Raw genomic sequence first — 24,851 nt, 5'->3', positions numbered from 1 at the left:
GAAACTCGGCTCTTCGTCAGCCATCCGACGGCAGTCCCTGCTCGAGCCCGCGAAAGCGCAGCGGCGCCAGGGCGGATGCGCGTTGCCACCAGTCGGCGACGCAGTCGTCGAGTGCCGTCACCCCGCGGCCATGGCCCGGAAAGATCCGAATCTGCTGCACCGCTTCGGCGACGAACCCCTTGCCCCGGCGCGTGATCTTGAGTGCGGCGCCTTCGCGGTCACGCTGCGTCAGCGGCACCAGCAGCCGACCGCGCCGGCGGAGCGCGGCAAGCCAGAGCGGATGCGGATGCGAAAAGCCGGCATGCACGATGATGATATCGGCCGGCTCGCCGATATCGCGACAGCCGTCGCCGTTGATAATTTCGACATTGGGATAGGCCCGCAGGTAATTCGCAGCGCGCGCCGCGAGCCGGGCGTCGCATTCGATTGCACGCACCCTGCCCTTCGCCCCCACGATCTCCGACAGGATCGCGGAGAAATAGCCGAGCCCGCAACCGATCTGGACCACATGATCCTTCGCTCGGACATCGAGCAGATCGATGAAATGGGCCCACAGGCTCGGCAATCCGGTGTCGAGCTTGCGGCGCGCGTCGATGGCGACGAGCACGTTATCGTAGAGATGAACGGGATCGGCGCTGGGTGTCAGCCGATAGCTGCGCGCCGCCTCGGTTTTGATGCGCCAGGGCCCCTTCGCCAGAAAATTTTCACGCGGCACCGACGCGAGGGCGGCAAGCAGTCGCTGCGAAGCAATCCGCTCGCGCTTCGCAATGAGCTCGACGTAGCGCGCCCGCGCGGCGGACAGATCGCTCATTTCACCGGATCGGCCTGTGGACGCGCCGGTGTATCGCCGCCGAGTTCGTGCACCAGCTGCAAGGCGAGCTTCAGGTCGGGCGTCAGGAAACCCTCGTTGAACTTGCCGACGATCGGCACGAGCAGAAGGCTTGCGTGCTCGCGCTTGCCCGATGCGTGCGACAGCCGCGCGAGGCTGACCGCGGTTCTGAGCTCCCAGGACAACGCGCCCTGCTTGCGTGCCGTCTCCAGCGACAGGTCGAACAGATCTTCGGCCTCCTGCACCGAGGCCGGATTGCCGTCCGACAAGGTGATCTCGCCTTGCAGGCGGTAGACCTCGGCGAGATAGGAGTGATCGCCGGTGCGCCTTGCGGTCGCGAGCGCACCGTCCAGCGCGCGCAAAGCGGCGTCGCGCATGCCGACCTTGGCATAGGCCTCCGCGAGCAAGCAACGGAACCAGCAGCCGGCGAGCCAGGAATCCATCGCCTCATATTCATCGAGGCCAAAGCGCATCTGGCTGATGCCTTCATCGGCATCGCCGAGCTGGGCCAGCGCCCAGCCGCGCAGGATCGCGGCCTGCTGCTTCCAATGCAGGAAATTGTGTTCGGTGGCGATGATCATGGCGCGGTTGGCATGATCGCGTGTGCCCTCGATATCGCGCAGATGCTGGCAGAGATAGGCGCCGAACACGAGCGCGAAGGCGAGCGAGAACGGATGGCGGATCTTCTCCGCGAGTGCAATCGCCTGCTCGCTGTGCTGGCGCGCCGCATCGGGCTGGCCGAGGAACCAGAGGAGATAGCCGAGATAGGACAGCGAGACGACGCCGGGATCGGTGCCGTGGCGCTCCATCAGGTCGGAATGCAAATCGGGACTGTAGAGATCGATGCAGCGATGCAGATGATGCTGCGCGGCGGCGAAGCGACCGCGATAGAGCATGGTCATCGCGATCGAGCGGTGCGCCTCGATCAGGTAGCCAGTCTGCTGCACCGTGTCCTCATTCAACCGCTCTCGCTTGGCGAATTTCAGCAGTTCGACGCTGAGATCATGCGCGCGGGTGAGGTCGGCACGGATGAAATGGCACACCCATAGCCCGCGCGTGGCCGCAAAGGCCTTTTCGTCGTCGTCCAGCTGCTGGCCGAGCTCGAGGGCGCGGATGTAATTCTCCTCGACCTCCTGCACGGCGTAGCCCTTGGCGGCGATCAGCGCGTTGCCGAGCGCGATCCGCAGCTCGAGCTCGATCTCGTCGGCGCCCTGCATGCGTGCATTGGCCTGCACGACGCTCAAGCCCCGGCGGAGATGGCCGATCGCCTCGAGGTTGGCGCCGCTCTTGGCCGCTTGCTTGCCGGCCTTGAGCCAGAAGCTCGCCGCGCCTTCGCTCTGCCCGGACTCAGTCAGATGATGGGCCAGCAGCTCCGGCTCGCGATCGGTCTTCTCCGGATACATTTCGGCCAGGACCTGGGCGATGCTGGCATGCAGCTTGCGCCGCTCACTGTGCAACAGGCTGTCATGCGCCGCGTTCTGGATCATGACGTGCTTGAAGGAGTAGAGCGCATCGGGCGGATGCCCCCGGCGCATGATCAGGCCGGCCTCCTCCAGATGGGTCAGCGCCGCCTCGATCTGCTCCGCCGGCATGTTGGCGACCGCGTGCAGGGTCTCGTAGGAGAATTCGCGGCCGATGGTCGCGCCGATCTGTGCGATCCGCTTGAAAGGCCCCATCCGGTCGAGACGGGCCATCAGCGAGTCCGTCAAGGTCGCCGGGATCGCGAGCTGCCGCCACGGGCCCGACAGCACGTAGCGCCCGTGCCGCTCGGTCAGAAGGTTGGATTCGAGAACCGTCTTGGTCAACTCCTCAAGGAACAGCGGCACGCCGTCGGTCTTGACGATGATCTCCTCGACGACCTCCTTGGGAAGCTCTCTGCCCGCAACGCGCTCGACCAGCGTGGTGCGCAGCGCCCGGCTCAACCGGTTCAGCACCAGCGTTGTGATGTGCGAATGCGCATTCCAGCTCGGCTGGAATTCGGAGCGCGCCGTGATGATGGCCAGGATCGGCTGGTTCTGCACCTGCTCGACCAGCAAATCGACAACCTCGCGCGACGTCGGATCGATCCAGTGCAGGTCCTCAAAGGCCATCACCAGCGGCATCTCGCGGGCGAGCCCCAGGAAATGATTGACCAACGCCGCGACAGTTGCGTCTTTCTGTTGCTGCGGCGACAGGTCCAGCGGCGCATAGCGCTCTCCGGTCGGGATCGACAGCAGCGCCGCGAACAGCGGCGCCACCTGCTCGATATCGCCATGGGCCGCTGCAATCGCATTCTCCAGGCTGGTCAGCGACAGCGCGGAGGCATCCTCGCGGTCGAGGCCGAGGGAGAATTTGAGCTGCTCGACAAAGGGATAGAACGCGGTGGAGGTGTAATAGGGCGAGCACTGGAACGCGACATGCCCATGCCGGTCACCGGCGATCCGCTCAAAAATCTCCTGGATGATGCGCGACTTGCCAATCCCGGGCTCGCCGAACTTGACGACGACCTGGCCGTCGCCCTCCTTGACCTGCTGCCAGCGCGCCATCAGCAGCGCAATTTCCTCCTCGCGGTTGACGAGCGGGGTCAGTCGCGTGCCCATGGCGGCGGCGAAGCGGGTCTCGACGCGCGTGGCGCGCACGACGTGCCAGGCCTGGGTCTTTTCCGAGATGCCTTTCAACGCCTGGGCGCCGAGATTGCGGTAGTCGAACTTGCCCTTCAGCAGCGATTGCGTCGAGGCGGAGATCACCACGCCGTTGGGCGGCGCCAGCGCCTGCAGACGCGCGGCGAGATTGACGGTCTCGCCAACGGCGGAGTCGCGCTCCTCGGTACCCTGACCGACGAGGTCGCCGACCACGACGAGGCCCGTCGCGATCCCGATGCGGACGGCGGGCGCGTGGCTGAGCGCACCGCGCGGCTCGATTGCGCGCGCGGTCGACAGCACCCGCACGATCTCGAGCCCGGCGCGCACCGCGCGCTCGGCGTCGTCCTCATGCGCAGTCGGATAGCCGAAATAGACCAGAATGCCGTCGCCGACGAAGCGGGCGGCAAAGCCTTCGTAATGCTTGACGACGCGCACGCAGGTTTCGCGAAAGCTGGCGATCATGTCACGCACGTCTTCCGGATCGAACTGGGCCGAGAGGGCCGTGGAATCCACCATGTCGCAGAACATGGTGGTGAGCTGGCGCCGCTCGGCGCCAACCTCTATGCGGGTCTGCGGACGCGCCGGCGCAACCGGCGCCTCCACCGTCTCCGCCTTGAACAGCGCGGCCATGGCCCGCTGCAACCGCTTGCGATCACCGAGCGGCAGCCCGAGCTCGGCAAGATCCGCCTCGGTCAGGTCGCCCATGACGTCGAGATCGAGGCGGTGCTGCGCGAACAGATCGGTGTAGTGACCGAGACCAATGCCTTCGAGCCAACGCTTCAACCCGACTTCAGTCCCCGGCTCATTCTCCAGCATGGTGATCCCGCCGTACACTCCCTCCGCCAAAGGGCTTAAGGTCCCTCAACCACAGATTTTGGGGCCTAAACTTCACCTCAGACTGGACGCATTCCCAAACTCCAGGGAAGAATAGCCCAATCGGATCAAAAGGGAATGGCATTGTCGGATATTGCACCCGAGGCGGGAGATAGACTGGCCGGCGCGGGCGTCGAAACCGAGAACCTTGCCGATATCGGTAGCCTTCTCGCTTTTCACGCGCGCGCGATGCCCGCGGCGCCCGCGCTGCTGGCTCCCGGCCGGCCTCCTCTGACCTATGGCGCGCTCGGCACGAGGATCGCGCATGTCGTCCGCACGCTGCGCGGGCTCGGCATTACACCTGCCGACCGAGTTGCCGTTGCACTGCCGCGCGGGGCCGACAGTGCATTGGCGCTGCTCGGGGTGGCATCGACCTGCGCCTGCGTCCCCGTCAATCCCGACTTCACGGCGGACGAGCTGCAACGCTATTTCAGCGAATTGAAGCTCACAGCGCTCGTCACACGGGCGGACATGAATTCGCCGAGCCGCGACGTCGCCAGGGCGCTTGATATCGCGGTGGTCGATTTCGTGCCGGGACCGGAGGCGGATCTCGGCGGCTGCGAGTTCGTTGGCCCGACGATCGGCCCGGCCTGTGCCGACGGCGCAGCCCGCGCGGAGAACGACGCCTTCATCCTGCTGACGTCGGGCACGGCCGCGCGCCCGAAGATGGTGCCGCTGACGCACCGCAATGTGTGTCTCTCGGCGCAGAATGCCGGCCGGGTGCTCGCGCTCACACCACATGATCGCCTGCTCAATGTCCTGCCGCTGTTTCATGCCCACGGCCTGATCTCCGGCCTCCTGACCGCGCTCGCGGCGGGCTCCAGCGTGATCGCGACCAATGGTTTCGACGCGCCGTCCTTTTTCGGCTGGATGCGGGACCTGCAACCGACCTGGTACACGGCGGTGCCGACCATTCATCGCGCGCTGCTGACGGCCGCGGAAGCGAGCCCCGAGCGCGTCCGGTCATCGTCGCTGCGCCTGATCCGTTCGGCCTCGTCCTCGCTTGCGCCCGCGATCCTCAACGGGCTGGAGGCGATCTTCGGCGTCCCCGTGCTGGAAACGTACGGGATGACGGAAGCTGCCTCGCAGATCGCCGCCAATCCGTTCGAGTTGCGCAAGATCGGTTCGGTCGGCCGTGCCGCAGGCCCCGAGATCGCGATCATGGATGAAGCGGGCCGCCTGCTTGCGCACGGCCAGCATGGCGAGATCATGCTGCGCGGGCCGAACATGAGTCGCGGCTATTACAATGACGAGGCGGCAACGCAAGCCGCCTTCCGCAACGGCTGGTTCAGGACCGGCGACCTCGGCTATCTCGACGCCGACGGCTATCTCTTCATCGTCGGCCGCATCAAGGACGTCATCAACCGCGGCGGCCAGAAAATCTCACCGCTCGAGGTGGAAGAGGTGCTGCTGGCGCACCCCGCTGTGCTGGAAGCCGGTGTCTTCGCCATTCCCCATGCCAAGCTCGGCGAGAACGTCGCCGCCGTCGTGGTGCTCAGGGACAATTCCGAGACAACCTCGGACCAGTTGCGCCAGTTCGCGCGCAAGCGTCTCGCCGCCTACAAGGTGCCGGGCCTGATCCACAGCGTGGCCGCACTGCCGAAGGGCGCCAGCGGCAAGGTCAAGCGCAACGCGCTGGCCGAGCTGATTTCAGCGCCCCACGACGACGACGAGACGCAGCTGCCGCGCAACGAGCTGGAAACCCAGCTTGCCGAGACCTGGGCCGATCTGCTCGAGCTTCCGCAAGTCGGAATCGATCAGGATGTCTTTGCGCTCGGCGCGGATTCGCTCGCGGTCACGCAGATGCGTTCGCGCCTGCGCGAGCGGTTCAGCGTCGATTTCTCCTTCGAGGACATCTTTGATTGCGCCACGGTCGGTGCTCTCGCCGCCCGGATCGAGACCACGGCGCACCGCGACGCGAGGCTGCCGGCATGGCGCCAGGAGGCTTCCGGAGGAGACGCCCCGCTGTCGTTCCAGCAGCAGCGGATGTATGTGCTCTCAAGGCTCGATCCGACGCGTTACAATTATAACGTGGTCGAGGTCGCGCTGCTGAAGGGCGCGGTCGATATTGCTGCGCTTCAGGTCAGCCTCGCTGCGATCTGCACACGCCATGAGGCGCTGCGTTCGGTCTTCGTCGAGCGCGAGGGCGAGCCTGTGCAGCGCGTGCTTCAGGCATCGCCACAGTTCGAGCGGATCAAACTCAAACCCTGCCCTCCGCACCGGCGGGTTGCTGTCGTCAGGCGCGAGGCGCTCAAGCTCGCGCAGTCCGCATTTGATCTTGCCGGTGAGCCGCCGCTGAAGGTCACGCTGCTTTCCTTCGACAAATCCAGCCATGCGCTGGTGGTCAATGTCCATCACCTCGTCACCGATGGCTGGTCGCAACGGCTGTTCTGGGAAGCGCTTGCCGCCGAATATTCTGCCGCGCGCAAGGCGAGTGTGACGGCGTTGCCCTCGCCCAGCTTTCAATATCGCGACTTCGCCCGCTGGCAGCAGAGCTGGGCGCAGACGCCGGCCGCGAAGGAGCAGCTCGACTATTGGCGGACCCAGCTCGACGGCGTCACCACGCTGCCGCTGCGGACCGACCGGCCGCGGCCGGAGGTCTGGAGCGGTCACGGCGCCCGTCATCATTTCGAATTCTCCAAGGCCCTTTCCGCCGACATCCGCTCGCTGAGCCAGGACCAGGGCGTGACGCCTTTCATGGCGCTGCTCGCAGTGTTCCAGTGCCTCCTGTTCCGCCACACCTCGCATGAGGACGTCGCGACGGGATCTCTGATCGCGAACCGCAACCAGATCGAAAGCGAGCGACTGATCGGACTGTTTGCGAACACGCTGATCCTGCGCAACGATTTCGGCGGCGACCCGACCTTCGGCGAGCTGCTGCGCCGGGTGCGTCAGGTCACGCTCGATGCCTACCGCAACCAGGACCTTCCGATCGAGGAAGTCCTGCGCGCGTTGCAGGTCGCGCGCAGGAGCGACGGCAATCCGCTGTTCCGGATCATGTTCATCCTCCAGAATGCATCGATCGAAGCCGCGCGCTTCCCCGGCCTGTCGACGCGGCGGCTGGAAATTGACCCGGAAGTCGCGCGCTTCGACATCACGCTCGAGCTGGTCGAGGCCGAGGGCCGCTTCACCGGCTTCTTCGAATATGCCACCGATCTGTTCGACGCGGGTACGATCGAGAGCATGGCAAACCAGTTCAAGACCCTGCTCAAGGCGGTCATCGCCAATCCCGAGCAGCGCATCTCGCATCTGCCGTTGCTGACCGCCACCGAGCGCCGGCAAGTGCTGGCGAAGGGCAGGCCTGTCAACTTCGCAGCGCGCGGAAATCTCTGCGAACGCTTCGAGCGGCAGGCGAAAAAGACGCCGAATGCCGTCGCGGTTTCAGATGCACATGTGTCCTTGAGCTATCGCGAATTGGCAGGCCGGAGCCAGGCTATCGCGCGCTGGCTCGCTCGCGAAGGTGTCGGTGCGGAAACCGTGGTCGCGCTGCTAGCGGATCGCGGACCGGACCTGCTCGCAGCGATGATCGCGGTGCAGCGTGTGGGCGCGGCGTTCCTCAATCTCGATCCCGAGCAGCCGCCGGCGCGGCTCGCAACCATCCTCGGCTCGAGCTGCGCAAGCGTGCTGCTGACGGGTCGCGCGCAGTCCGCCATGGTCGACACGCTGCTCGAACCGCTGGTCGCGCGCATCCGGGTCGCCGAGCTCGACGAGACAATCGCATTCGCATCGACCAAGCCGGGCCGCCCTGCGCGGCGCGTGGATTCGAGCCTGGCCTATCTCATCTATACGTCCGGCTCCTCCGGCGCACCGAAAGGCGTCATGATCGAACAGCGCGGGCTGTCGAACCATCTCGCCTCGCTCATCGACGAGCTCGGCCTCACGGCCAAGGACGTGATCGCGCAGACTGCGCCGCAGAGTTTTGTGATCTCAGTCTGGCAGTTCCTTGCCGGTCCCATGGTTGGTGCGCGCGTCCATGTCTGCGCCACCCCGGCCGTGCAGGATCCGATCCTGCTGGCACGGGAGATCGATCGCGCGGGCATCACGGTGCTCGAGATCGTGCCGTCGCTGCTCCGCGTGATCCTCGAACGGATGGACGAGGCGCCTGTGCTGCGCGCCTTTGCGAAGCTGCGGCTGCTGATCTCGACCGGCGAGCCGTTGCCGGTCGATCTCTGCCGCGCCTGGTTCGCCCGCTGCCCGAAGGTGCCGCTGATCAACGCCTATGGCGCCTCGGAATGTTCAGACGACGTCTCCCTGCACCGGCTGACCCGCGCACCTGAACCCGCGACAACCAATGTTCCAGTCGGAGCGCCGCTGCCCAATACCCAGATTTACGTGCTCGATCCGCATCTGGAGCCGCAGCCGATCGGCGTGGTCGGCGAGCTCTGCATCGGCGGCGCCGGAATCGGCCGCGGCTATGTCAACGATCCCGCGCAGAGCCGGGAGCGCTTCATCCCCGATCCGTTCGCGCCGAGGGAAGGCGACCGGCTCTACCGCACCGGCGATCTTGCCCACCGGCGCGCCGACGGAACAATCGAATGCCTCGGCCGCGCCGACCTTCAGGTCAAGGTCCGCGGCTATCGCATCGAGCTCAAGGAGATCGAGGCTGCGCTGGCAGACCATGCGAGCGTGTGGGCCGGCATCGTCGAGCCACGGCGCGACGGCAATGGCGATGTCAGGCTGATCGCCCATGTCGTTGCCAAAGCCGGCAACAAGATCAGCGCCAACGAGCTGCGGGATTTTCTGAAAAGCCGGCTGCCTGTTCATGCAATCCCGTCGGCGTTCCTGTTCCTGGATCAGGTCCCGCTTAATGCCCACGGCAAGCTCGATCGCTCCGCCCTGCTGGCGCCGATGCAGCAGGAGAGCACCGCGACCGAGACGGCCGTGCCGGCGCGCCGCTTCACGGAAAAGGTCATGTCCGACATCTGGGTCGACCTGCTGAAGGTCGAAAGCCTCGGCGTCACCGATAATTTCTTCGATCTCGGCGGCCATTCGCTGCTCGCCGGCCAGGCAATGGCGCGCATCGCCCGGGCACTCGGCGTATCACTGCCGATCAAGACCATCTTCGAGGCACCGACGATCTCGGAGCTCGCCCGGCGGGTCGACGAGGCCGCGGCCACGACGCGGCAAAAGCCCGCGGCCGGCGTTCCACGCCTGGCCGAAAGCGCGCCCCCCACGCTGTCGATCGCGCAGGACCAGATGATGCGGATCGAGCGGAACCTGCCCGATCTGCCGCTGTTCAACCTGCCCTTTGCCTTCCACCTCGAAGGCCCGATCAATCCGCGCACCCTGGCGCAGGCCATCGACGACATCGTGCGCCGCCACGAATCATTGCGGACGGCGTTCGGCTGGAATGGCGAGGAGCCGGTCAGCCGAGTCCTCGCGCCAGCCACGCTCGGTCCGGTCCTGACCGTCGAGACCATCGGTGACGGACGACCCCACAACAACCGGCGGCGCAAGGCGCTCGAACTCAGGAAGATCGAGCTCCTGGTCGCGCAGGAGGCCTATAGCCCCGTTAACACCGCCCGGGCGCCGCTGCTGCGGGCGCGGCTGCTGCGGCTTCACGCCGAGGATCACGTCCTGTTGCTGACGCTGCACCATGCCATCGCTGATGGCTGGTCGATCGGCGTGCTGTTCGAGGAATTGTCCAACCGCTATGCCGCGCTGGCAGGCCATCCACCGCCGCCCCTGCCGAAGATGCCGCTGGCGTTTTCCAGCGTCGCGCGCTGGCAGCGCTGGTGGTGCGGAACCGATGCGGCCCGCCGGCAGGCCATCGACTGGGCCGAGAATCTACGCGGTGCAGCCCCCTTGTTTGACGGCGAAGGGCGCGCGGGCGCGGCGACCGGCCATCATCCGCTCAGCCTGGAGCGTGATCTCGTCGCCAGTCTCGCCTCCTATGCGCGCCAGCAGAACAGCACGCTGTTCATGTGTCTGCTCACCGGCTTGAAGGCCCTGCTGCTGGCGCGGACCGGGCGCACCGACATCTCGGTCGCCACCGCCATGGCCAACCGCGCTCAGCCAGACACTGATCGCATCATAGGCCCGTTCGAAAACACCGTGATCGTCCGCAGCCGAATCACGCCCGATCTGTCTTTCGCGCAGGCCTTGGACCGCGTGCGCCGGGGCGTGCTCGACGCGCATGCGCGGCAGGAGCTGCCGTTCAACATCCTGGCCGACCATCTGGAGCAGAAGGGCATCGACCCGGCTTCACTGCTCCAGGTCTATTTCACGCTGCAAAACCCGCTGCGCCAGCCGCTCGACCTGCCCGATGTCACGGTGCGATCAATCGGAAACGTCGCGAGGGAGGGCCAGCCGGTGCTGCCGGTCGACCAGACCTGGCTGTCGCTGATGCTGAAGGAGCGTCCGACCGGGATCACAGGTTCGTGCAATTACAAGGACGATCTGCTCGACGGCGCCACGGTCGGCGCATGGATGGAGGATCTCGTCGCGCTGCTCAAGGCCGCCATCCTCAGGCCAAACACGCCGCTGCAGCGCTTGCTCGCTCGCAGGGCCGCATGACCGGCCGTACAGGACCGGCGAACACGAGTTCACCCGTCAAAGCTGTGAATGCCCAAGTTGCATCTTGATTATTTGGCTCCAGCGCGCAAGATTATTCGCGCCTTTTGATTTGGACTGATATTTTCAACCGGGGGAGTGTGATTATGGGTTTCATCAAATTTACCAAAGGCACCTCGCTCAGCGACAAGGACCGCAAGTCGCTGCAGAAACTGCTCACTGCCGAGAAGAAGAAGCTTCAATCCGCACTGAAGGACGTCGACGCCAGCCTTTCGATGCTGGGCGGGTCGAAGAAGGCTAAGAAGAAGAAGTAAGATTCGGCGGCCGGGACGCCGCGCGGATCTTTGCATTTCATTATCGGATTTTGGCCGCTCGCCTGTCGGGTTGGGGTCTCGCACAAGCTTGCGCCTGTAAACCGGCCAGCAATCGACAAGAATTTGCCCGGGTGGGCCGCTAGAAGCGATCCGCCGAGTTGCTTCCTGTTCGGTTGATCCTTCAGTCAGGGCCGGATTTGGCCTCCGCCTGACGCTATGGGCCCAATTGATGGCAGACGACGGAATTGGACTGTTTATCGGATTGATTGAGAGCATTGACACGCCGGGCACAGTCGATGCGTGCCGACGGTTGCTCTCGCTCGACGAGAGGATGCGCGCCGACCGCTTCAAGTTCGAACGGCATCAGCGGCAATATGTCTTCGCGCATGCGATGCTGCGGCTCGCGCTGTCACACGCAGCGCCGGATGTCGAACCGACCGACTGGTCGTTCTCGACCGGACGCTATGGGCGGCCCTTTGTCGCGGCACCTGCGACCTCGACGCCGCTGCATTTCAGCCTGTCTCATGCCGATGGCTGCGTCGCGTGCGTCGTGTCGAAGCACGAGACCGTCGGTGTCGACGTCGAGACCGTGTCGCGGCGCGTCGCGCCGCTCTCGACCGCGCTCCGCTTCTTTGCGCCGGAAGAGGTCGAGACACTCCGCACGCTGCCGGAGCCCGCCGCGATCGAGCGATTCTTCGACTATTGGACGCTGAAGGAAGCCTATCTGAAAGCGAGGGGTTTTGGGCTCAATCTGCCGCTGGATGCGTTCGCGATGCAGGTATCGCGGGAGGCGATCGGGATCAGCTTCAAGCCCGACATCGCCGATGACCCTGCAGGCTGGCGCTTCTCGCTGTGCTCGCCGTCGCCATCGCATCGCCTCGCGATCGCCGACGGCTCGCGCGCGGCCGGCGGCCTGCGCATCACCCGCAACGCCTGGCCGCTCCAGGAAGCGGCGGAGTGATGCCGGCGCGGCTGCGCGTCTTTCCCGCGATCTCGCGCAACCGCGATCCCAAAAAATATGTCGGCGAACTGATGCGGGTGGCTGATTTCGCCGACCGCAACGGCTTCGAAGGCATTTTGCTGTTCGAGGGCAATGACGTCTTCGTCGAGCCCTGGGCCATGGCCCAGCACATCCTCGCGGCGACGACACGATCTTCGCCACTGATCGCCGTTAACCCCGTCTACATGCACCCGTTCGCGGCAGCGAAGTTCGTCTCGTCCTTTGCGCAGCTCTACGGCCGCAAGGTCTACCTCAACATGATCACGGGGACGGCGATCAGTGACCTGGAGGGGCTGGGCGACGAGCAGTCTCATGCCGACCGCTATGTCCGGCTCGGCGAGTTCGTCACCTTGATGCGACAGCTGCTCTCGAGCCCGCGCCCGGTGAATGTCGACGGCCGATTCTATCGCGCCAGCAATCTGCAACTGCGGCCGCGCCTGCCCGCCGAGCTGATGCCGGAATTTCTGATCGCGGGGCAATCGGACGCTGCCAGGCACGTCGCCGAGGAGACCGGCTGCATCAAGATGCAGATGTTGCCGCCCGACCTCGATCGCGGCCTCAGCGCATCCGGCATGAATTTTGGCATCTTCGCGCGCGAGGGCGGTGAGGAGGCGCGGCAGGCGGCCAAGGCCCGTTTCCGCGACAACCCTGACGATCGCGAGCTGCTCGCGCTTACGGTCGAAAATTCGGATTCCGTCTGGAAGCGGCGATTGTACGAGGGGCAAAGCGGCGAGCTCGCCGACAATGGCTATTGGCTGCTGCCCTACCTCACCTTCCAGGCCGACTGCCCCTATCTCGTCGGCAGCTACGCCGAGATCGGCGCCAAGCTGAAGGAGTTTGCGGCGAAGGGGCTGACCACAATCATGCTCGACATGGTCGCGGATAAGGCCGAGATGCAGCATGTTTGCAACGCGCTCAGAGCGAGCGGGATGTTTTAGAATCCTCTCTCCCCGCACCCGCCTTCGCCAAGGCTCCGGCGAGACAAGCGCGGGAAGAGGTAAAAACCTCACCGCACCTCTTCGAAGCCCGCCAACACTGAGGTCAGGTTGGCGCCGAGAATATCCGAGAGGTAACCGCCCTCCTGCACGAACACGGTCGGCAGGCCCATCTTCGCGATGGCCTGGCCGATGCGACGGAAGCCGGGCGTGGTGACCGCGAGACCCTTCAGCGGATCGTGCTCGGAGGCATCGAGGCCGAGCGCGATCACGAGTGCGCCGGGCGCAAACGACTCGACCGCCTCGCGCGCGACGTCCATCGCCTTGAGGTAGCCGTCATCGCCGGTGCCGATTGGCAAGGGAATGTTGAGATTGGCGCCGAGGCCGGGGCCCTCGCCGCGCTCATGCGCGTAGCCCCACACGTAGGGATAGTAGGCGATCGGATCGGCGTGGATCGAGATCGTGTAGACGTCCGGCCGCGCGTAGAAGATCCCTTGCGTGCCGTTGCCGTGGTGGACGTCGACATCGAGGATCACGACGCGCTCGTGCTTCTGCCGCAGATGCGCGGCCGCGATGGCGCTGTTGTTGAGGAAGCAGAAGCCGCCGGCCATGTCGCGATAGGCGTGATGGCCGGGCGGACGGCAGAGCGCGTAAACAGCATCCTCACCGTCCATCACCATCTGCGCCGCGGTGACCGCGACATCAGTCGCCGCGCAGGCTGCAGCCCATGTGCCGGGGCCGATGGGAGCTGCAGTGTCCGCTGTGTGCCAGCCGAGCTTCCCGACGATATGGGTGGGATAAGTCGCTGCGTGGCGCACGGGATGAACATTACCGATCATCTCCGGACCGGAATCGCCGAGCGCCGCCCAGGCATCCCAGGCTTCGCTGAGGAACGACAGATATTCCGGGCTGTGAATGCGCGCGCGCGGGCCCTGGCCGAATTTGGTCGGATCGACCAGCTGATGCTTGCCGTCCTTCAAGCCCTTGAGCAGGCGGTCGGCGCGCTCGGGCTGCTCGGTGGTGCGCTTGACCACACCGCGAACCAGGAAGAATTGCGGGTCGTGGCTGCGGTGCAGTTCGGTATGGACGGCTTTCACTCAACACTCCGTGCTCTTCAACAGCGCCACAGAGTTCTTGATCGCTGCGGCGGCCAGATGCAAGCAAGAAGAATGCCGGCCTCGCCTAGCCGTCCTGCGTCGGAAGCAGATCGCCTCTGAGCAGGCGCTCAACAGCGCCCGCGCTGAAGGCAGTGCTCGCGACCCTGCTGGTCGGTCCGGAAGGACTCGATGAAGCCGCCCTGGCGCTGGGTGACGTAGACGGTCTTGCCGTCGCTGCCGCCGAAGGCGAGATTGGTTGGCTCTTTCGCCCTCAGTGCGATCTCGCGCTCGACCACCCCACTCGGCTTCATCAGCGCGATCGTGCCCTTCAGAATGCGCGCGACGTAAAGCCGGCCAGCGACATCTGTGCGCAGGCCGTCGATGGTGTCGGGCTGGAATGTCTTGACGAGCTTGGCATCGGCGAGCTCGTTGCCGCGGATGGTGTAGGACCAGACCTGACCATTGCTGGACTCACCGACGTAGAGCGTCTTGCCATCGGGGCTGAGATCGATGCCGTTGGTGGTGCCCATCGCACGCGGTGCCGACATGATCTGTCCTTGCACCACGCCATCGGGGGCTTTCGCAATGCGCCAGATGTGACCTTCCCGTCCCTTCCAGTTCGGATCGCTCGCGTAGATCGCGCCGTCACGGGCGATGGTGATGTCGTTGGGCTGGTTCATCTCGTCGGCGTGAAACCAGACAATCGGTTCTGTTGCGCCCTTCGCGATCGCAAAGATGTTGTGCTTCTTGTAGTCGGCGATGAACATCGTGCCATTGCGATCGAAGCGAATCGCATTGCCGACGCTTCCCTCGGGAAGCTCCGTGAAGGCTTCAGACGCCGCAGCGCCCGCGGGCAATCGGCCGATGGTGCCGGGCTTGCCGAAATTGACGACGAAGAGATTGCCATCGAGATCGGCGGCGGGCCCCTCGATGCCATGTGTGTATTCACCGTCGGGCGTGACCTGCACGCTTTCGAACAGCTTCGCCTCGGCTGCGAAGAGCGGCGTTGCGACGACAAGCAGAATGCTACTGCACAGGCACCAGAAAGTCCTGCCGGATGTAATAGCCATCATCGTCGCTGCAATCGCCATTCAGATAAGGATCGGCTGGCCGGAAGAAGCGGCTGAAGCCGGGTTTGTCTACAGCGTTCCTTTGTGTCACGACGACGACCTTGGCAGCCGGTATTTCGCCGCATTCCTTGTTCGCTCTGCTGAAGAATTTGCGCTGCGGCAGGCCAAGCCTGATGAGCATCGGCGTTCCCGGAACCATCCTGGCAACGAGCAGATCCGCGGTGGTGAGCAGGGCCGCGTAGCCGGGCTCGGTCTTCGGCAGGCTCTCGCCGCCGGGCGGCATCAGCTTCTCCGCGCCTGTGCCGCGCAGCCGTGTGCGCAGTCTGCCGGAGACGGGATCGCCTGGGTAGATCCAGCCGTCCTGGGACAGCATGAACTTCAGCACGGTCGCGTCCTTGTCTGCATCCGACTGCCCCGCCTTGAGGCCGAAATCGGAATGACAGCCGACGCAATGCTCTTCAACGAGGTTCTTGCGTAGCGTGGTGAGCCGTATCTTGTTCTGCGGGTCCTTGGCGACGAAAGCGGCGAGCTGGTCGATCAGCGCCTGGCTGCGGGTATCGCAAGGCAATGGCGGCGGAGGATCGCCGGCGGCGCGATCGACGCGGATGATGGTCTGGTTCTTATCCTCGACCAGCCAGATTGCACCGTCCTCCGCGACCGTCATGCCGACCGGCGCGCCTTGCGGCCGCGTCCCGTTGACGCGGTGCCAGCCGGCGATCAGCTCGTCGAACGGTGCCGCGGCGACATCGCCGGCGTCGGTCTGGAAATTGTGGGTCGGATCGGCCGCGCAGCTGACGTGGTAGCGCACCGGCGGCGGAGCAGGCTTTGGGAAGCCGTGATTGTCGACATCGTAGATCAGCACGCGGCTGCCGGTCGGGCGATAACCGTGCAGGCCGATCAGGAGCTTGCCTTCCAGCTCGGGGAACTTGGCACCGTGATAATACAGCATCGCGAGCGGCGCACCGTGTGGCGGCAGCAGCGAGAACGGCTGCTTGTAGAGCGTGTTCGCCGTACAGAGCGATTTGTAGACGCCCGATTGCAGCACGCTTTTGAACTCGGGGCTCGGCGTCGACAGATCGTAACAATAGGGCCAGCCATAATGCCTGCCCTGCTCGATCGCGTTGATCTCCTCGTTCGGCTTGAAGATATCGGGCAGGTCCCGACCATTCTCGCCTTGCAGGAAGGCATAGCCGGCATCAGGGAAGTTCGGATGCAGTGCCAGCGCGAGCGAGTTGCGCAAGCCGCGCGCGTAGATCGTGTGAGCCGGATCTGGATCGCCAGGCTTCAAGGCCGGGAAGACGCCGCCTGACGGCGGCGTAAACAGCCAGAGCGCCGCCATGGCGGACGTGCCTTCAGCCGGCGCGCAAGGCTTCGTGATCGGCGCCGGCGTGATGCAATCATCGCTGTGGGCACCGACATTGACGAACAGCCGTCCGTTCTTGTCGAAGACAAACTGCTTGAGCGGATGCGCGGCCTCCTCGAGCTTGGTGCCGTCAGGCAGCGTGATGCGGCGGCCCGGCATGTGACGGATGATGGTCTCGACCGTGCCGCGCGGATTGTCGGCGAGTGGATCGAAGCGGAAGATCGTCTCGGCGGTCGAGGCATAGAGCTTCTTGTCCGGCCCGATCACGAGCCCGAACGGATATTCAATTCCGGTTAGGAGTTCCTTGAAGCGTTGGCCGCTGGCGGCGCGGGGATCAAGCAGCAGCAACCGGCCATCGCTGTGGCCCCAGCCGCCCATGTCGGCCACCACGAACAGATCACGACCGGGCACCTGGATGATCGACCGGGGAAATTTCAGATGGTCCTCCTCGCTGCCGACGAGGCCGGCGCAGAAGCCCGCCTTCATGTCGATCTGGACCTTGGGAAAGGCGAGATCGCCGCTGCCGCAGGTCTCTGGTCCCACCGCATAGCCGCTTTTCCGCAAGGGATCGGACGCGGCCAGAGAGGCAAAGCCGAGCAAGACCGCGCTGACGACGACGGCAGCTGCGCACAAGCTTCGGCGTCCATTCTGCAAAGTGAGATGATTCACGACGGCCTCCCCAGGCTTTCGGCTGAGGGTTGTTCCATGCCGTTTAGGCGCCGTCCAGTTGGACATCACCGGCCTGTGATCAAACCCGCAAGGCGCGTGATGCCGACCAACCTCCGTAGATTTCCTTACCGGGCTTGACCCGAATATTTTTCGGCTCTTTCGGGTGGTACCGATATGCCATCCAAATCGCTTTCAGAGGAGGCGTGTATGGTTCAGATGTATTTCCACTGCTCGAATGCCGAAGGCACTCTGGTTGATCGCTACGGCACCGCAGTCGCCAATCTGACCGAAGCGCGCGACCGCGCCGCCCAGATCATGCGCTCCATGATCGAGACGCCAGGCGCGGAAGACTGGCGCGATTGGGTGATCCACATCAGCGACGACGACGGCGAGGAAATCTTCGATCTCCCCTTCACCGCCATGCTCGGCAAGCCCCATTGAGGTGATGCCATGCTGTTCGCTTCCCTGACCCTGCTCCGCCATCCCCTCACCTTCGTCGCCAGCAAATGGCAGAAGCTGGTGCAAGTCGCCGGCAACCCCTACCGCCCCGAACTGCACTACATGCGCGGCCCCGGCCCAAAATGGCACGCCAAATATCAGGCCAGCCGCCTGAACCGCACGCTCTGAGTTCGGCGGCTTTTGCCGCTTCCCCGCAAATCTCCTCTTCAACAAGGCCGGGCTTGACCCGGCCTTGTTGCGTTTAGGAGCTGGCCCGCCCTTCACCTCCCCGTGAACTTCGCCTTACGCTTCTCAACAAAGGCCCTGCGACCCTCGATCGCATCGGCACTTGTGCGGACCGTGGCCTGAAGCTCGATCTCGCGGCGGAACTGCGCCTCGTAGCTGCTGTGCTCGCTCTCCTCGACCAGAGCACGCGTCGCCACCAGCGCGCGCGTCGGCCCCTCCGCCAGACGACGCGCCAAGGTCAGCGCCTCCTCCATCAGCCGCTCGTCGTCGACGACCTGCCGCACCAGGCCGATCTCCTGGGCGCGTTCGGCCGTGAGCAGCTCGTTCAAAAGCATCAGCTCAAGCGCGCGCTGCCGGCCGATCAGCCGCGGCAACAGCCAGGTCGAGCCGAGGTCGGGCACCAGCGCAATGCGGCTGAAAACTTGAATAAAATTGGCTGAACGCGCCGCAACAATCATGTCGCCGGCCATCGCCAAGCTGAAGCCGCCACCGGCCGCGACGCCATTGACAGCAACGACGACAGGCACGCGGCATTCGCGCAGGGCCTTGAAGGCCGGCCAGTAGAAGCGCATCACGCCGGCGGCGAGGTCTTCGCCCAGCGCTCCGGCCGCCTTCAAATTCTGTCCTGAGCAAAATCCGCGCCCCTCACCGGTGAGGACAAGGGCTCGGACTTCCTCATCCCCAGTCATGTCGGCGATCGCAGCGGCGAGTGCGCCGAGCAGGTCTGGCGTCATCGCGTTCAGGCTTTCAGGCTCGTCGAGCGTCAGGATCCCGACAGCGCCATCCCGCGCCTGTTTCACACCTGCCATGTCGCCTCTCCGTTTCGATGTTCTCGTTGCCGGCAATGTGCCATCCTTCGCGCGCTCCGCCAATTACGGAGCGTCAAGGTCATCGCAACAAAGCCAAAACAAGCACAAGCGACATCATGCCTCATCAGTTCAGCCTCAACCAAACCGTCCGCAAACCCGCCGTGAAATCCAAGGGCGGCATTGTCGCTTCGCAATCGCGGCGGGCGGCTGAGGTGGGAGCGCAGGTGCTGGCGGCGGGCGGCGACTGCGCCGACGCGATCGTGGCGACCACTTTTGCACTGAACGTGCTGGAGCCCTGGAACAGCGGCATCGGTGGCGGCGGCGCGATGGTGCTCTACCGCGCCAAGGAAAATCGCTATGAGGTGATCGACTACGGCATGAGCGCACCGCAAAGCCTGCGGGCGGCCGACTATCCCATCACCGGCGACCGCGTCGCCACCGACCTGTTTCCGTGGCCACGGGTGAAGGACGATCGCAACGTTCACGGCCCCGGCGCGATCGCGGTGCCCGGCGTCGTCGCCGGCATGGAAGAGGTGCACCGTCGCCACGCCAGGATGCCGTGGAAGGACCTGGTCGAGCCAGCTGCGAAACTCGCCGGCGAAGGCCTGCTGGTCGACTGGTGGACCGAGCTGACGATCGCGGGCTCGGCGGCAGATCTTCGCCGCTATCCCGCGAGCGCGGCCATGTTCTTGAAAGACGGCCTGCCTCCGAGCCCGCCCTGGAGCATTGAGGCTGAGATCCGAATGCCGCAGGACAATTTGAAGGCGACGCTGTTGCACCTCGCCGAGGCAGGGCCGCGCGACTTCTACCAGGGCGATCTCGCCAAGAGCATCGCGTCCGACGTCAAGGCCGATGGCGGCTCGCTGTCGGTCGAGGATCTCGCCGCATTCCGCGCCCATCTGCGCGAGCCGCTGGCGATCCCCTATCGCGGCGGCAAGGTGCTGGCGACGCCCGAGCTCACGGCCGGCCCGACCATGGCACATGCGCTGCGCCTGTTGCAGCAGGCTTTGAAACCGACAGCCGCGCCGGATGCGGCCGCCTACACAGAATATGCCGCCGCGCTGCAAGCCGCCTTCCGCGAGCGGCTCAAGGACATGGGCGATGCCGACGGCAAGCGCTCGCTCGGCGCTGAATATCTGGCACCCGCCTGCACCACGCATTTCTCCGTGGTCGACCGCGACGGCAACATCGCCGCGGTGACGCAGACGCTGCTCTCGTCCTTTGGCTCGAAATATGTGACGCCGCACAGCGGCATTGCCATGAACAATGGCATCATGTGGTTCGACCCGACGCCGGGCACCACCAACTCGCTCGCTCCAGGCAAGCGCTGCCTCACCAACTACACACCTGTCATCGCCGAGACCAGCGACGGCAAGCGCCTCTCAGTGGGCGCCTCCGGCGGCCGCCGCATCCTGCCTTCGGTCCTGCAGCTCGTGTCCTTTGTGATGGATTTCGACATGGATCTCGATACTGCCATCCACCAGCCCCGCATCGATTGCAGCGAGGGCGCGATCGTGCTCGGCGACACCAGGCTGCCCGCGGATGTGCGCAAGGCGCTTGCCGCGCGCTTCGAGTACAGGGAGGCGCCGGTGCAGACCCTGCCGATGAAGTTCGCCTGCCCGAGCGCGGTGATGCGCGACGGCGACATCAATTCAGGCGCGGTCGAGACCTTCCAGCCCTGGGCCGACGCGGTGGCGGAGGCCTGAGGCTAGATTCCCAGCCGGTCTCGCACGCGGCCCGCAATCACCGCCGTGGTTACGCCGACCGGCCAGAACGCATGCATCGGGATTGGCTTGATGCCCGTGATAGGCATGTCGATCTCGGCCTTGGCGCCGCCGATCAGACGACGCGCGAGCTGCGCGCCCATCGCGGTCGAGAGCGCGACGCCGCGACCGTTGCAGCCGAGCGAGATCAGGATGCTTTCCGTGGGCTCGTGCACGTGCGGGTAATGGTCCCCGGTGATGGCGAGCCGGCTGTTCCAGCCGTGGGTCCAGGCCACGCCCTTGAGCTGCGGCCATAACCGCTCGGCGTAGCGCATGAGATAGGCGACATCAGTTGGCGACTTGATCCAGCGCATCGGGCCGCGACCGCCCATCAGCAGGCGGTTGTGCTGGTCGATGCGGTAATAGACGGTGATGTGCCCGCTCTCGTAGAGCACGGGACGCGTCGGCATGATCGAGCGGGCGACCTCGTCGGAGAGGGGAGCCGTGGCCGCGATCGAGGAAAACACCGGCACGATGGTGCGGCGGAGTGCGGGCCACAGATCGTCGGTAAAGCCGTTGGTGGCGAGCAGCACCTTCTCCGCATGCACGACCGCACGCGGCGTCTCGATGCGCCAGCGACCACCGTCGCGGCGGAGCGATAGCGCCGACGTCTCGCCATATACTTTCGCGCCTGCTGAGATTGCCGCGCGCGCGAGGCCGCGGGCGTAGCTGAGGGGATGCAGATCGCCGCCGCGGCTATCCAGCATGGCGCCGATATAGCGGTCCGTGCCGGTCATCTTGCGCAACTGCTCGCGACTGAGATACGACACCGGCATGCCGCGGCGGATGCATTGCTGGGCGGTCTTCTCGATCGCGGCGGCGCTGGCCTCGTTATACGCGGCGCGGAGCGTCCCGTTCTGGCGCGCTTCGCACGGGATCTGGTAGCGGCGGATCAAATCATGGGTGAAGCTCGGCGTGCCGTAGGAAAACTCGATCATGCGGCGGCCGAGATCGGTGCCGAAATCGGCCTCGATCTGATCAGGGTCGTGCTTCAAGCCGGGATTGGTGTGGCCACCATTGTTGCCGGACGCGCCCCAGCCCGGCTCCTGTGCCTCCAGCACCAGCGCCTCGACGCCCTGCTCCGCCAGATGCAGCGCCGTGGACAAACCCGTGTAGCCGCCGCCGACGATCGCGATGGAAACGCTCTTGTCCATATCGAGCGGCGGCGTCGCCACCGGTGCGACGGCAGTGTCGGCATAGAGCGATGGCGGCAGAGGCAGGCGTGTCATTGTAGAAGTCCGGTCAGAGCGGATGCAGCACGCGGCGCAAAAAGTCCTGCGTGCGCGGATGCTGGGGCTGGTTGAGCAGCGTTTTCGCCGGCCCCTGCTCGACGATGATTCCACCGTCGATGAACAGCACGCGGTCGGCGACGTCGCGGGCAAAGCCCATCTCGTGGGTGACGACGACCATAGTCATGCCGTCGTCGGCAAGCTTGCGCATGACGCCGAGCACGTCGCCGACCAGCTCGGGGTCGAGCGCCGAGGTCGGCTCGTCGAACAGGATCGCCTTGGGCTGCATGGCCAGCGCGCGCGCAATCGCGACACGCTGCTGCTGGCCGCCGGAGAGCTGCGGCGGGTGCGCGTCGGCCTTTTCGGCGAGCCCGACCTGGGCGAGCAACGCACGCCCGCGCTCGGTCACCTGGGCACGCGGCTCTTTCTTCACGAAGAGCGGACCTTCGATGACATTCTCGAGCACCGACCGATGCGGGAACAGGTTGAAGCGCTGGAACACCATCGAGACCTGGGTGCGGATGTTCACGATCGACGGCGCGTCGCGGTCGACCTTCAGGCCTTCGACGCTGATGTCGCCGCGATCGTAGCTTTCCAGCCCGTTGATACAGCGCAGGATGGTGGACTTGCCCGAACCCGACGGGCCAATGATGCAGACCACCTCGCCCTTTTCGACCGACGCCGTGATGCCCTTGAGCACCTCGTTCTGGCCAAAGCTCTTGTGGACGTCGCTCAGCTCGATCATTTCTTGCCCGCCCGCTTCTCGAAGTGACGGACCAGCAGGATCAGCGGGATGCTCATGGTGAGATACATCAGCGCAACGAGCGTGAACACGTTGGTGTTCTTGAAGGTCGAGGATGCGATCAGCTTGCCCTGCAGGGCAAGCTCAGCGACCGTGATGGTGGAAGCTTGCGAGGAGTCCTTCAGCATCATGATCATGACGTTGCCGTAGGGCGGCAGCACGATGCGTACCGCCTGCGGCAGAATCACGCGGCGCATGGTCAACCACCAACCCATGCCGATCGACTGGGCCGCCTCGATTTGTCCCTTGTCGATGGCCTCGATGCCGGCACGGAAGTTTTCGGCCTGGTAGGCCGAGTACGCAATGCCGAGCCCGAGGATGGCAGCCTGCAAGGCTGACAGCGTGACGCCGAGATCGGGCATCACGAAGTAGAGATAGAACAACAGCACGATGATCGGGATGCCGCGGATCACATTGATCAGGCTGGCGCTGAGCATCGACAGCGCCTTGATGCCGGAGACCCGCATCATCGCCCAGATCAGGCCGAGCACCGTCGAGAGCAGCAGCGAGCCGATCGTGACGATGATCGTCAACGCGACGCCGTTCATCAGGATCGGGAAGAACTCGACAGCGTCGTGCCAAAAGCCTTTCATCGGAAAGCCTGCGATCAGCCTCTATCAGCTTTGCGCCTTCTGGCCCCATTTTTCGAGGATCTTGCCGATGGTGCCATTGGCCTTGAGCTTCGCCAGCGAGGCGTTGATCTTGCCGAGCAACTCGGTTTCGCCCTTGCGGACCCCGATGCCGACCGAGCCGACGGTGACAGGCTTGTAACCGTCGACGAGCCGCACCTCGGGGAAGCCGCCCTGCTTCAGATTGTAGGCAAGGATTGGATAGTCGGCGTAGCCGGCCTTGAGGCGGCCGGTGTTCACGTCGCGCAGGATGTCCGGAATCGTGTCGTAGGCCTTCACGTCGGCGAACAGGCCGGACTTCTTCAGCGCATCGACGAAGGCGGTGCCGACTTGCGCGCCCACCGTCTCGCCCTTCAGATCATCCTGCGTGGCATAGGCCTTGGTGTCGCTCTTCGGGACGACCAGGCCTTCGCCATAGGTGTAGATCGGGTCGGAGAAGTCGACGACTTCCTTGCGTGGCGCAGTGATGAACATCGCGGCCGCGATGATATCAATCTTGCTCGAGGTCAGCGATGGGATCAGTGCCGAGAACTGCATCGGCTCGATCTGCACGTTGAAGCCGGCGTCCTTGCCGATCTCGGTGACGAGATCGACCATGATGCCCTGAATCGAATTGGTCTTGGTGTCGAGGAAGGTGAAGGGAATGCCCGTCGGCGTCGAGCCGACCTTCAGCACCTGCTGCGCCGACGCCGGCGTCACCGCAGCAATTGCGAGCGCCGCGACCGCGGCCAGACCAAAACGCTTTAACGCCATCGCATCCCCCTTTGGGTCCGGCCGATGACGGCGCTCGCAGACGTCTTGATCGCAGACGTTGCGGGCCAAGCCGTTTCGGCCTATTTTCACCAATATGAAAATTTGGTCACACTTTCGCCGACGATGCAAGCGGTTTTCATGCACATGAAGGAAGCGTTTTGACGTGAGCGGTGGCAAGAGAATGCGCAAACCGGCTGTCGCAAAGCCGGCCAGGAATGGCAACAAGAGCGGGAAGAAGGCTACCGCGAAGCCGACGGAGCCCGCAATGGACGTCGCGGTCGGCCGCCGTATCCGCGATCTCCGGCGTGTCAGGCAGTTTTCGCTCGAAACGGTCGCGGCGCGCACCGAGCTTTCGATCGGCTTCCTCAGCCAGATCGAGCGCGGCTTGTCGTCGCCGTCGCTGCGCGTGCTGGCAACGCTCGCCGACGTGCTCGGCGTTGGCATCGCGGCTTTGTTCGGTGCGAGCCCAAGTGCCGACGGCGCCTCCGACCAGGTGGTGACGCGCGGGCTTCAGCGGCCGGAACTGAAACTCTGGCGCAGCGGAATTTCGAAGCAATTGCTGAGCGCTGCGGGCAGCGACAACCGGCTCAATTTATTCCTGGTGCATATCGATCCCGGCGGCTCCGCGGGCGACGAGCTCTACACCCATGACGGCGAGGAAGCCGGTCTCGTGCTCGAAGGCGAGATGATGCTGACGGTGGACAGCGAAACGTGGTCGCTGAAGGCAGGCGACAGTTTTCGTTTTGCCAGCCGAAGGCCGCACCGGTTTTCGAATCCTGCGCAGGAGACGAAGGCCGTGGTACTGTGGGTGAATTGCGTGACGGGGGCGGGATAAGCTCACGGTCATTCCGGGGCGATGCGAGGCATCGGACCCGGAATCTCGAGATTCCAGGTTCGC

Annotated in this window: 18 protein-coding genes; 8 read left to right on the top strand and 10 right to left on the bottom strand. The window is 64.8% G+C overall.

Annotated features, from left to right (window positions below; translation table 11 throughout):
* Window positions 1-16: 16 nt before the first annotated feature.
* Complete coding sequence (locus L6639_RS31140) at window positions 17-811, bottom strand: protein-L-isoaspartate O-methyltransferase family protein (RefSeq protein ID WP_237865230.1); 795 nt, start codon at window positions 809-811, stop codon at window positions 17-19.
* Window positions 808-4,266, bottom strand: coding sequence for an ATP-binding protein (locus L6639_RS31135; protein ID WP_237865228.1), 3,459 nt, complete (start codon window positions 4,264-4,266; stop codon window positions 808-810). Before L6639_RS31135 ends, L6639_RS31140 begins: the two co-directional genes overlap by 4 nt.
* A gap of 135 nt (window positions 4,267-4,401) precedes the next feature.
* On the opposite strand from L6639_RS31135, the gene L6639_RS31130 reads away from it, so the two are divergent.
* The 4 genes from L6639_RS31130 to L6639_RS31115 all read left to right on the top strand — a co-directional run bounded on the left by L6639_RS31130 (window position 4,402) and on the right by L6639_RS31115 (window position 13,088).
* A complete protein-coding gene (locus tag L6639_RS31130) occupies window positions 4,402-10,839 on the top strand; it encodes a non-ribosomal peptide synthetase (RefSeq protein ID WP_237865226.1) in 6,438 nt (2,145 codons plus the stop codon).
* Between the two features lie 143 nt (window positions 10,840-10,982).
* Window positions 10,983-11,150 carry a hypothetical protein gene (locus L6639_RS31125; RefSeq protein WP_237865223.1) on the top strand — a complete coding sequence of 56 codons (168 nt, stop codon included), beginning with the start codon at window positions 10,983-10,985 and terminating at the stop codon, window positions 11,148-11,150.
* A 262-nt stretch (window positions 11,151-11,412) separates the two neighbouring features.
* Window positions 11,413-12,111 carry a 4'-phosphopantetheinyl transferase family protein gene (locus L6639_RS31120; RefSeq protein WP_237865222.1) on the top strand — a complete coding sequence of 233 codons (699 nt, stop codon included), beginning with the start codon at window positions 11,413-11,415 and terminating at the stop codon, window positions 12,109-12,111.
* Entirely contained in the window at window positions 12,108-13,088 is a 981-nt protein-coding gene (locus L6639_RS31115; RefSeq protein WP_237865220.1) for an LLM class flavin-dependent oxidoreductase, read from the top strand. The genes L6639_RS31120 and L6639_RS31115 overlap by 4 nt, the downstream gene beginning before the upstream one ends.
* 68 nt (window positions 13,089-13,156) lie before the next feature.
* Here the strand turns inward: L6639_RS31115 and L6639_RS31110 are convergent, their stop codons facing one another.
* From L6639_RS31110 to L6639_RS31100, 3 genes are all read right to left on the bottom strand, one after another.
* Entirely contained in the window at window positions 13,157-14,182 is a 1,026-nt protein-coding gene (locus tag L6639_RS31110) for a histone deacetylase family protein (protein ID WP_237865218.1), read from the bottom strand.
* 128 nt (window positions 14,183-14,310) lie between these two features.
* Window positions 14,311-15,252: an SMP-30/gluconolactonase/LRE family protein gene (locus L6639_RS31105; protein WP_237865217.1), complete on the bottom strand. Its 942-nt coding sequence runs from the start codon at window positions 15,250-15,252 to the stop codon at window positions 14,311-14,313.
* Window positions 15,209-17,269, bottom strand: a complete 2,061-nt coding sequence (locus tag L6639_RS31100) for a PQQ-dependent sugar dehydrogenase (protein WP_249798433.1) — start codon at window positions 17,267-17,269, stop codon at window positions 15,209-15,211. The genes L6639_RS31105 and L6639_RS31100 overlap by 44 nt, the downstream gene beginning before the upstream one ends.
* 222 nt (window positions 17,270-17,491) lie before the next feature.
* On the opposite strand from L6639_RS31100, the gene L6639_RS31095 reads away from it, so the two are divergent.
* A complete protein-coding gene (locus L6639_RS31095; protein WP_237865214.1) occupies window positions 17,492-17,725 on the top strand; it encodes a DUF6894 family protein in 234 nt (77 codons plus the stop codon).
* A 9-nt stretch (window positions 17,726-17,734) separates the two neighbouring features.
* Complete coding sequence (locus L6639_RS31090) at window positions 17,735-17,911, top strand: hypothetical protein (protein WP_237865212.1); 177 nt, start codon at window positions 17,735-17,737, stop codon at window positions 17,909-17,911.
* 92 nt (window positions 17,912-18,003) lie between these two features.
* On the opposite strand, the gene L6639_RS31085 is transcribed toward L6639_RS31090, so the two are convergent.
* A complete protein-coding gene (locus L6639_RS31085) occupies window positions 18,004-18,777 on the bottom strand; it encodes an enoyl-CoA hydratase-related protein (protein ID WP_237865211.1) in 774 nt (257 codons plus the stop codon).
* Between the two features lie 116 nt (window positions 18,778-18,893).
* Between L6639_RS31085 and L6639_RS31080 the strand changes: the two genes are divergently transcribed.
* Entirely contained in the window at window positions 18,894-20,483 is a 1,590-nt protein-coding gene (locus L6639_RS31080) for a gamma-glutamyltransferase family protein (protein WP_237865209.1), read from the top strand.
* 2 nt (window positions 20,484-20,485) lie between these two features.
* Here the strand turns inward: L6639_RS31080 and L6639_RS31075 are convergent, their stop codons facing one another.
* From L6639_RS31075 to L6639_RS31060, 4 genes are read right to left on the bottom strand one after another with little or no spacing between them, the layout of a single operon-like run.
* The gene (locus L6639_RS31075) at window positions 20,486-21,769 is read right to left on the bottom strand and encodes an NAD(P)/FAD-dependent oxidoreductase (RefSeq protein WP_237865207.1); all 1,284 of its coding nucleotides are present in this window, start codon (window positions 21,767-21,769) and stop codon (window positions 20,486-20,488) included.
* A 13-nt stretch (window positions 21,770-21,782) separates the two neighbouring features.
* Window positions 21,783-22,514 carry an amino acid ABC transporter ATP-binding protein gene (locus L6639_RS31070; protein ID WP_237865205.1) on the bottom strand — a complete coding sequence of 244 codons (732 nt, stop codon included), beginning with the start codon at window positions 22,512-22,514 and terminating at the stop codon, window positions 21,783-21,785.
* Window positions 22,511-23,164, bottom strand: a complete 654-nt coding sequence (locus L6639_RS31065; protein ID WP_237865203.1) for an amino acid ABC transporter permease — start codon at window positions 23,162-23,164, stop codon at window positions 22,511-22,513. Before L6639_RS31065 ends, L6639_RS31070 begins: the two co-directional genes overlap by 4 nt.
* A gap of 24 nt (window positions 23,165-23,188) precedes the next feature.
* A complete protein-coding gene (locus tag L6639_RS31060) occupies window positions 23,189-23,953 on the bottom strand; it encodes an ABC transporter substrate-binding protein (RefSeq protein ID WP_237865201.1) in 765 nt (254 codons plus the stop codon).
* Between the two features lie 181 nt (window positions 23,954-24,134).
* Between L6639_RS31060 and L6639_RS31055 the strand changes: the two genes are divergently transcribed.
* Window positions 24,135-24,788 carry a helix-turn-helix domain-containing protein gene (locus tag L6639_RS31055; protein WP_237865199.1) on the top strand — a complete coding sequence of 218 codons (654 nt, stop codon included), beginning with the start codon at window positions 24,135-24,137 and terminating at the stop codon, window positions 24,786-24,788.
* The last annotated feature ends 63 nt before the right edge of the window (window positions 24,789-24,851 follow it).

It is taken from the genome of Bradyrhizobium zhengyangense, from assembly GCF_022012555.1.
Classification (GTDB): Bacteria; Pseudomonadota; Alphaproteobacteria; order Rhizobiales; family Xanthobacteraceae; genus Bradyrhizobium; species Bradyrhizobium zhengyangense.
The sequence above is the reverse complement of the archived record's forward strand: the minus strand, read 5'-3'. Positions and strand labels throughout refer to the sequence as shown.

Excerpts from the sequence above, each read along its gene's own strand:
- L6639_RS31140 (WP_237865230.1), bottom strand. The coding sequence starts at position 811 with ATGAGCGATCTGTCCGCCGCGCGGGCGCGCTACGTCGAGCTCATTGCG.
- L6639_RS31135 (WP_237865228.1), bottom strand. The coding sequence starts at position 4,266 with ATGCTGGAGAATGAGCCGGGGACTGAAGTCGGGTTGAAGCGTTGGCTC.
- L6639_RS31130 (WP_237865226.1), top strand. The coding sequence starts at position 4,402 with ATGGCATTGTCGGATATTGCACCCGAGGCGGGAGATAGACTGGCCGGC.
- L6639_RS31125 (WP_237865223.1), top strand. The coding sequence starts at position 10,983 with ATGGGTTTCATCAAATTTACCAAAGGCACCTCGCTCAGCGACAAGGAC.
- L6639_RS31105 (WP_237865217.1), bottom strand. The coding sequence starts at position 15,252 with ATGGCTATTACATCCGGCAGGACTTTCTGGTGCCTGTGCAGTAGCATT.
- L6639_RS31095 (WP_237865214.1), top strand. The coding sequence starts at position 17,492 with ATGGTTCAGATGTATTTCCACTGCTCGAATGCCGAAGGCACTCTGGTT.
- L6639_RS31090 (WP_237865212.1), top strand. The coding sequence starts at position 17,735 with ATGCTGTTCGCTTCCCTGACCCTGCTCCGCCATCCCCTCACCTTCGTC.
- L6639_RS31085 (WP_237865211.1), bottom strand. The coding sequence starts at position 18,777 with ATGGCAGGTGTGAAACAGGCGCGGGATGGCGCTGTCGGGATCCTGACG.
- L6639_RS31080 (WP_237865209.1), top strand. The coding sequence starts at position 18,894 with ATGCCTCATCAGTTCAGCCTCAACCAAACCGTCCGCAAACCCGCCGTG.
- L6639_RS31075 (WP_237865207.1), bottom strand. The coding sequence starts at position 21,769 with ATGACACGCCTGCCTCTGCCGCCATCGCTCTATGCCGACACTGCCGTC.
- L6639_RS31070 (WP_237865205.1), bottom strand. The coding sequence starts at position 22,514 with ATGATCGAGCTGAGCGACGTCCACAAGAGCTTTGGCCAGAACGAGGTG.
- L6639_RS31065 (WP_237865203.1), bottom strand. The coding sequence starts at position 23,164 with ATGAAAGGCTTTTGGCACGACGCTGTCGAGTTCTTCCCGATCCTGATG.
- L6639_RS31060 (WP_237865201.1), bottom strand. The coding sequence starts at position 23,953 with ATGGCGTTAAAGCGTTTTGGTCTGGCCGCGGTCGCGGCGCTCGCAATT.
- L6639_RS31055 (WP_237865199.1), top strand. The coding sequence starts at position 24,135 with ATGCGCAAACCGGCTGTCGCAAAGCCGGCCAGGAATGGCAACAAGAGC.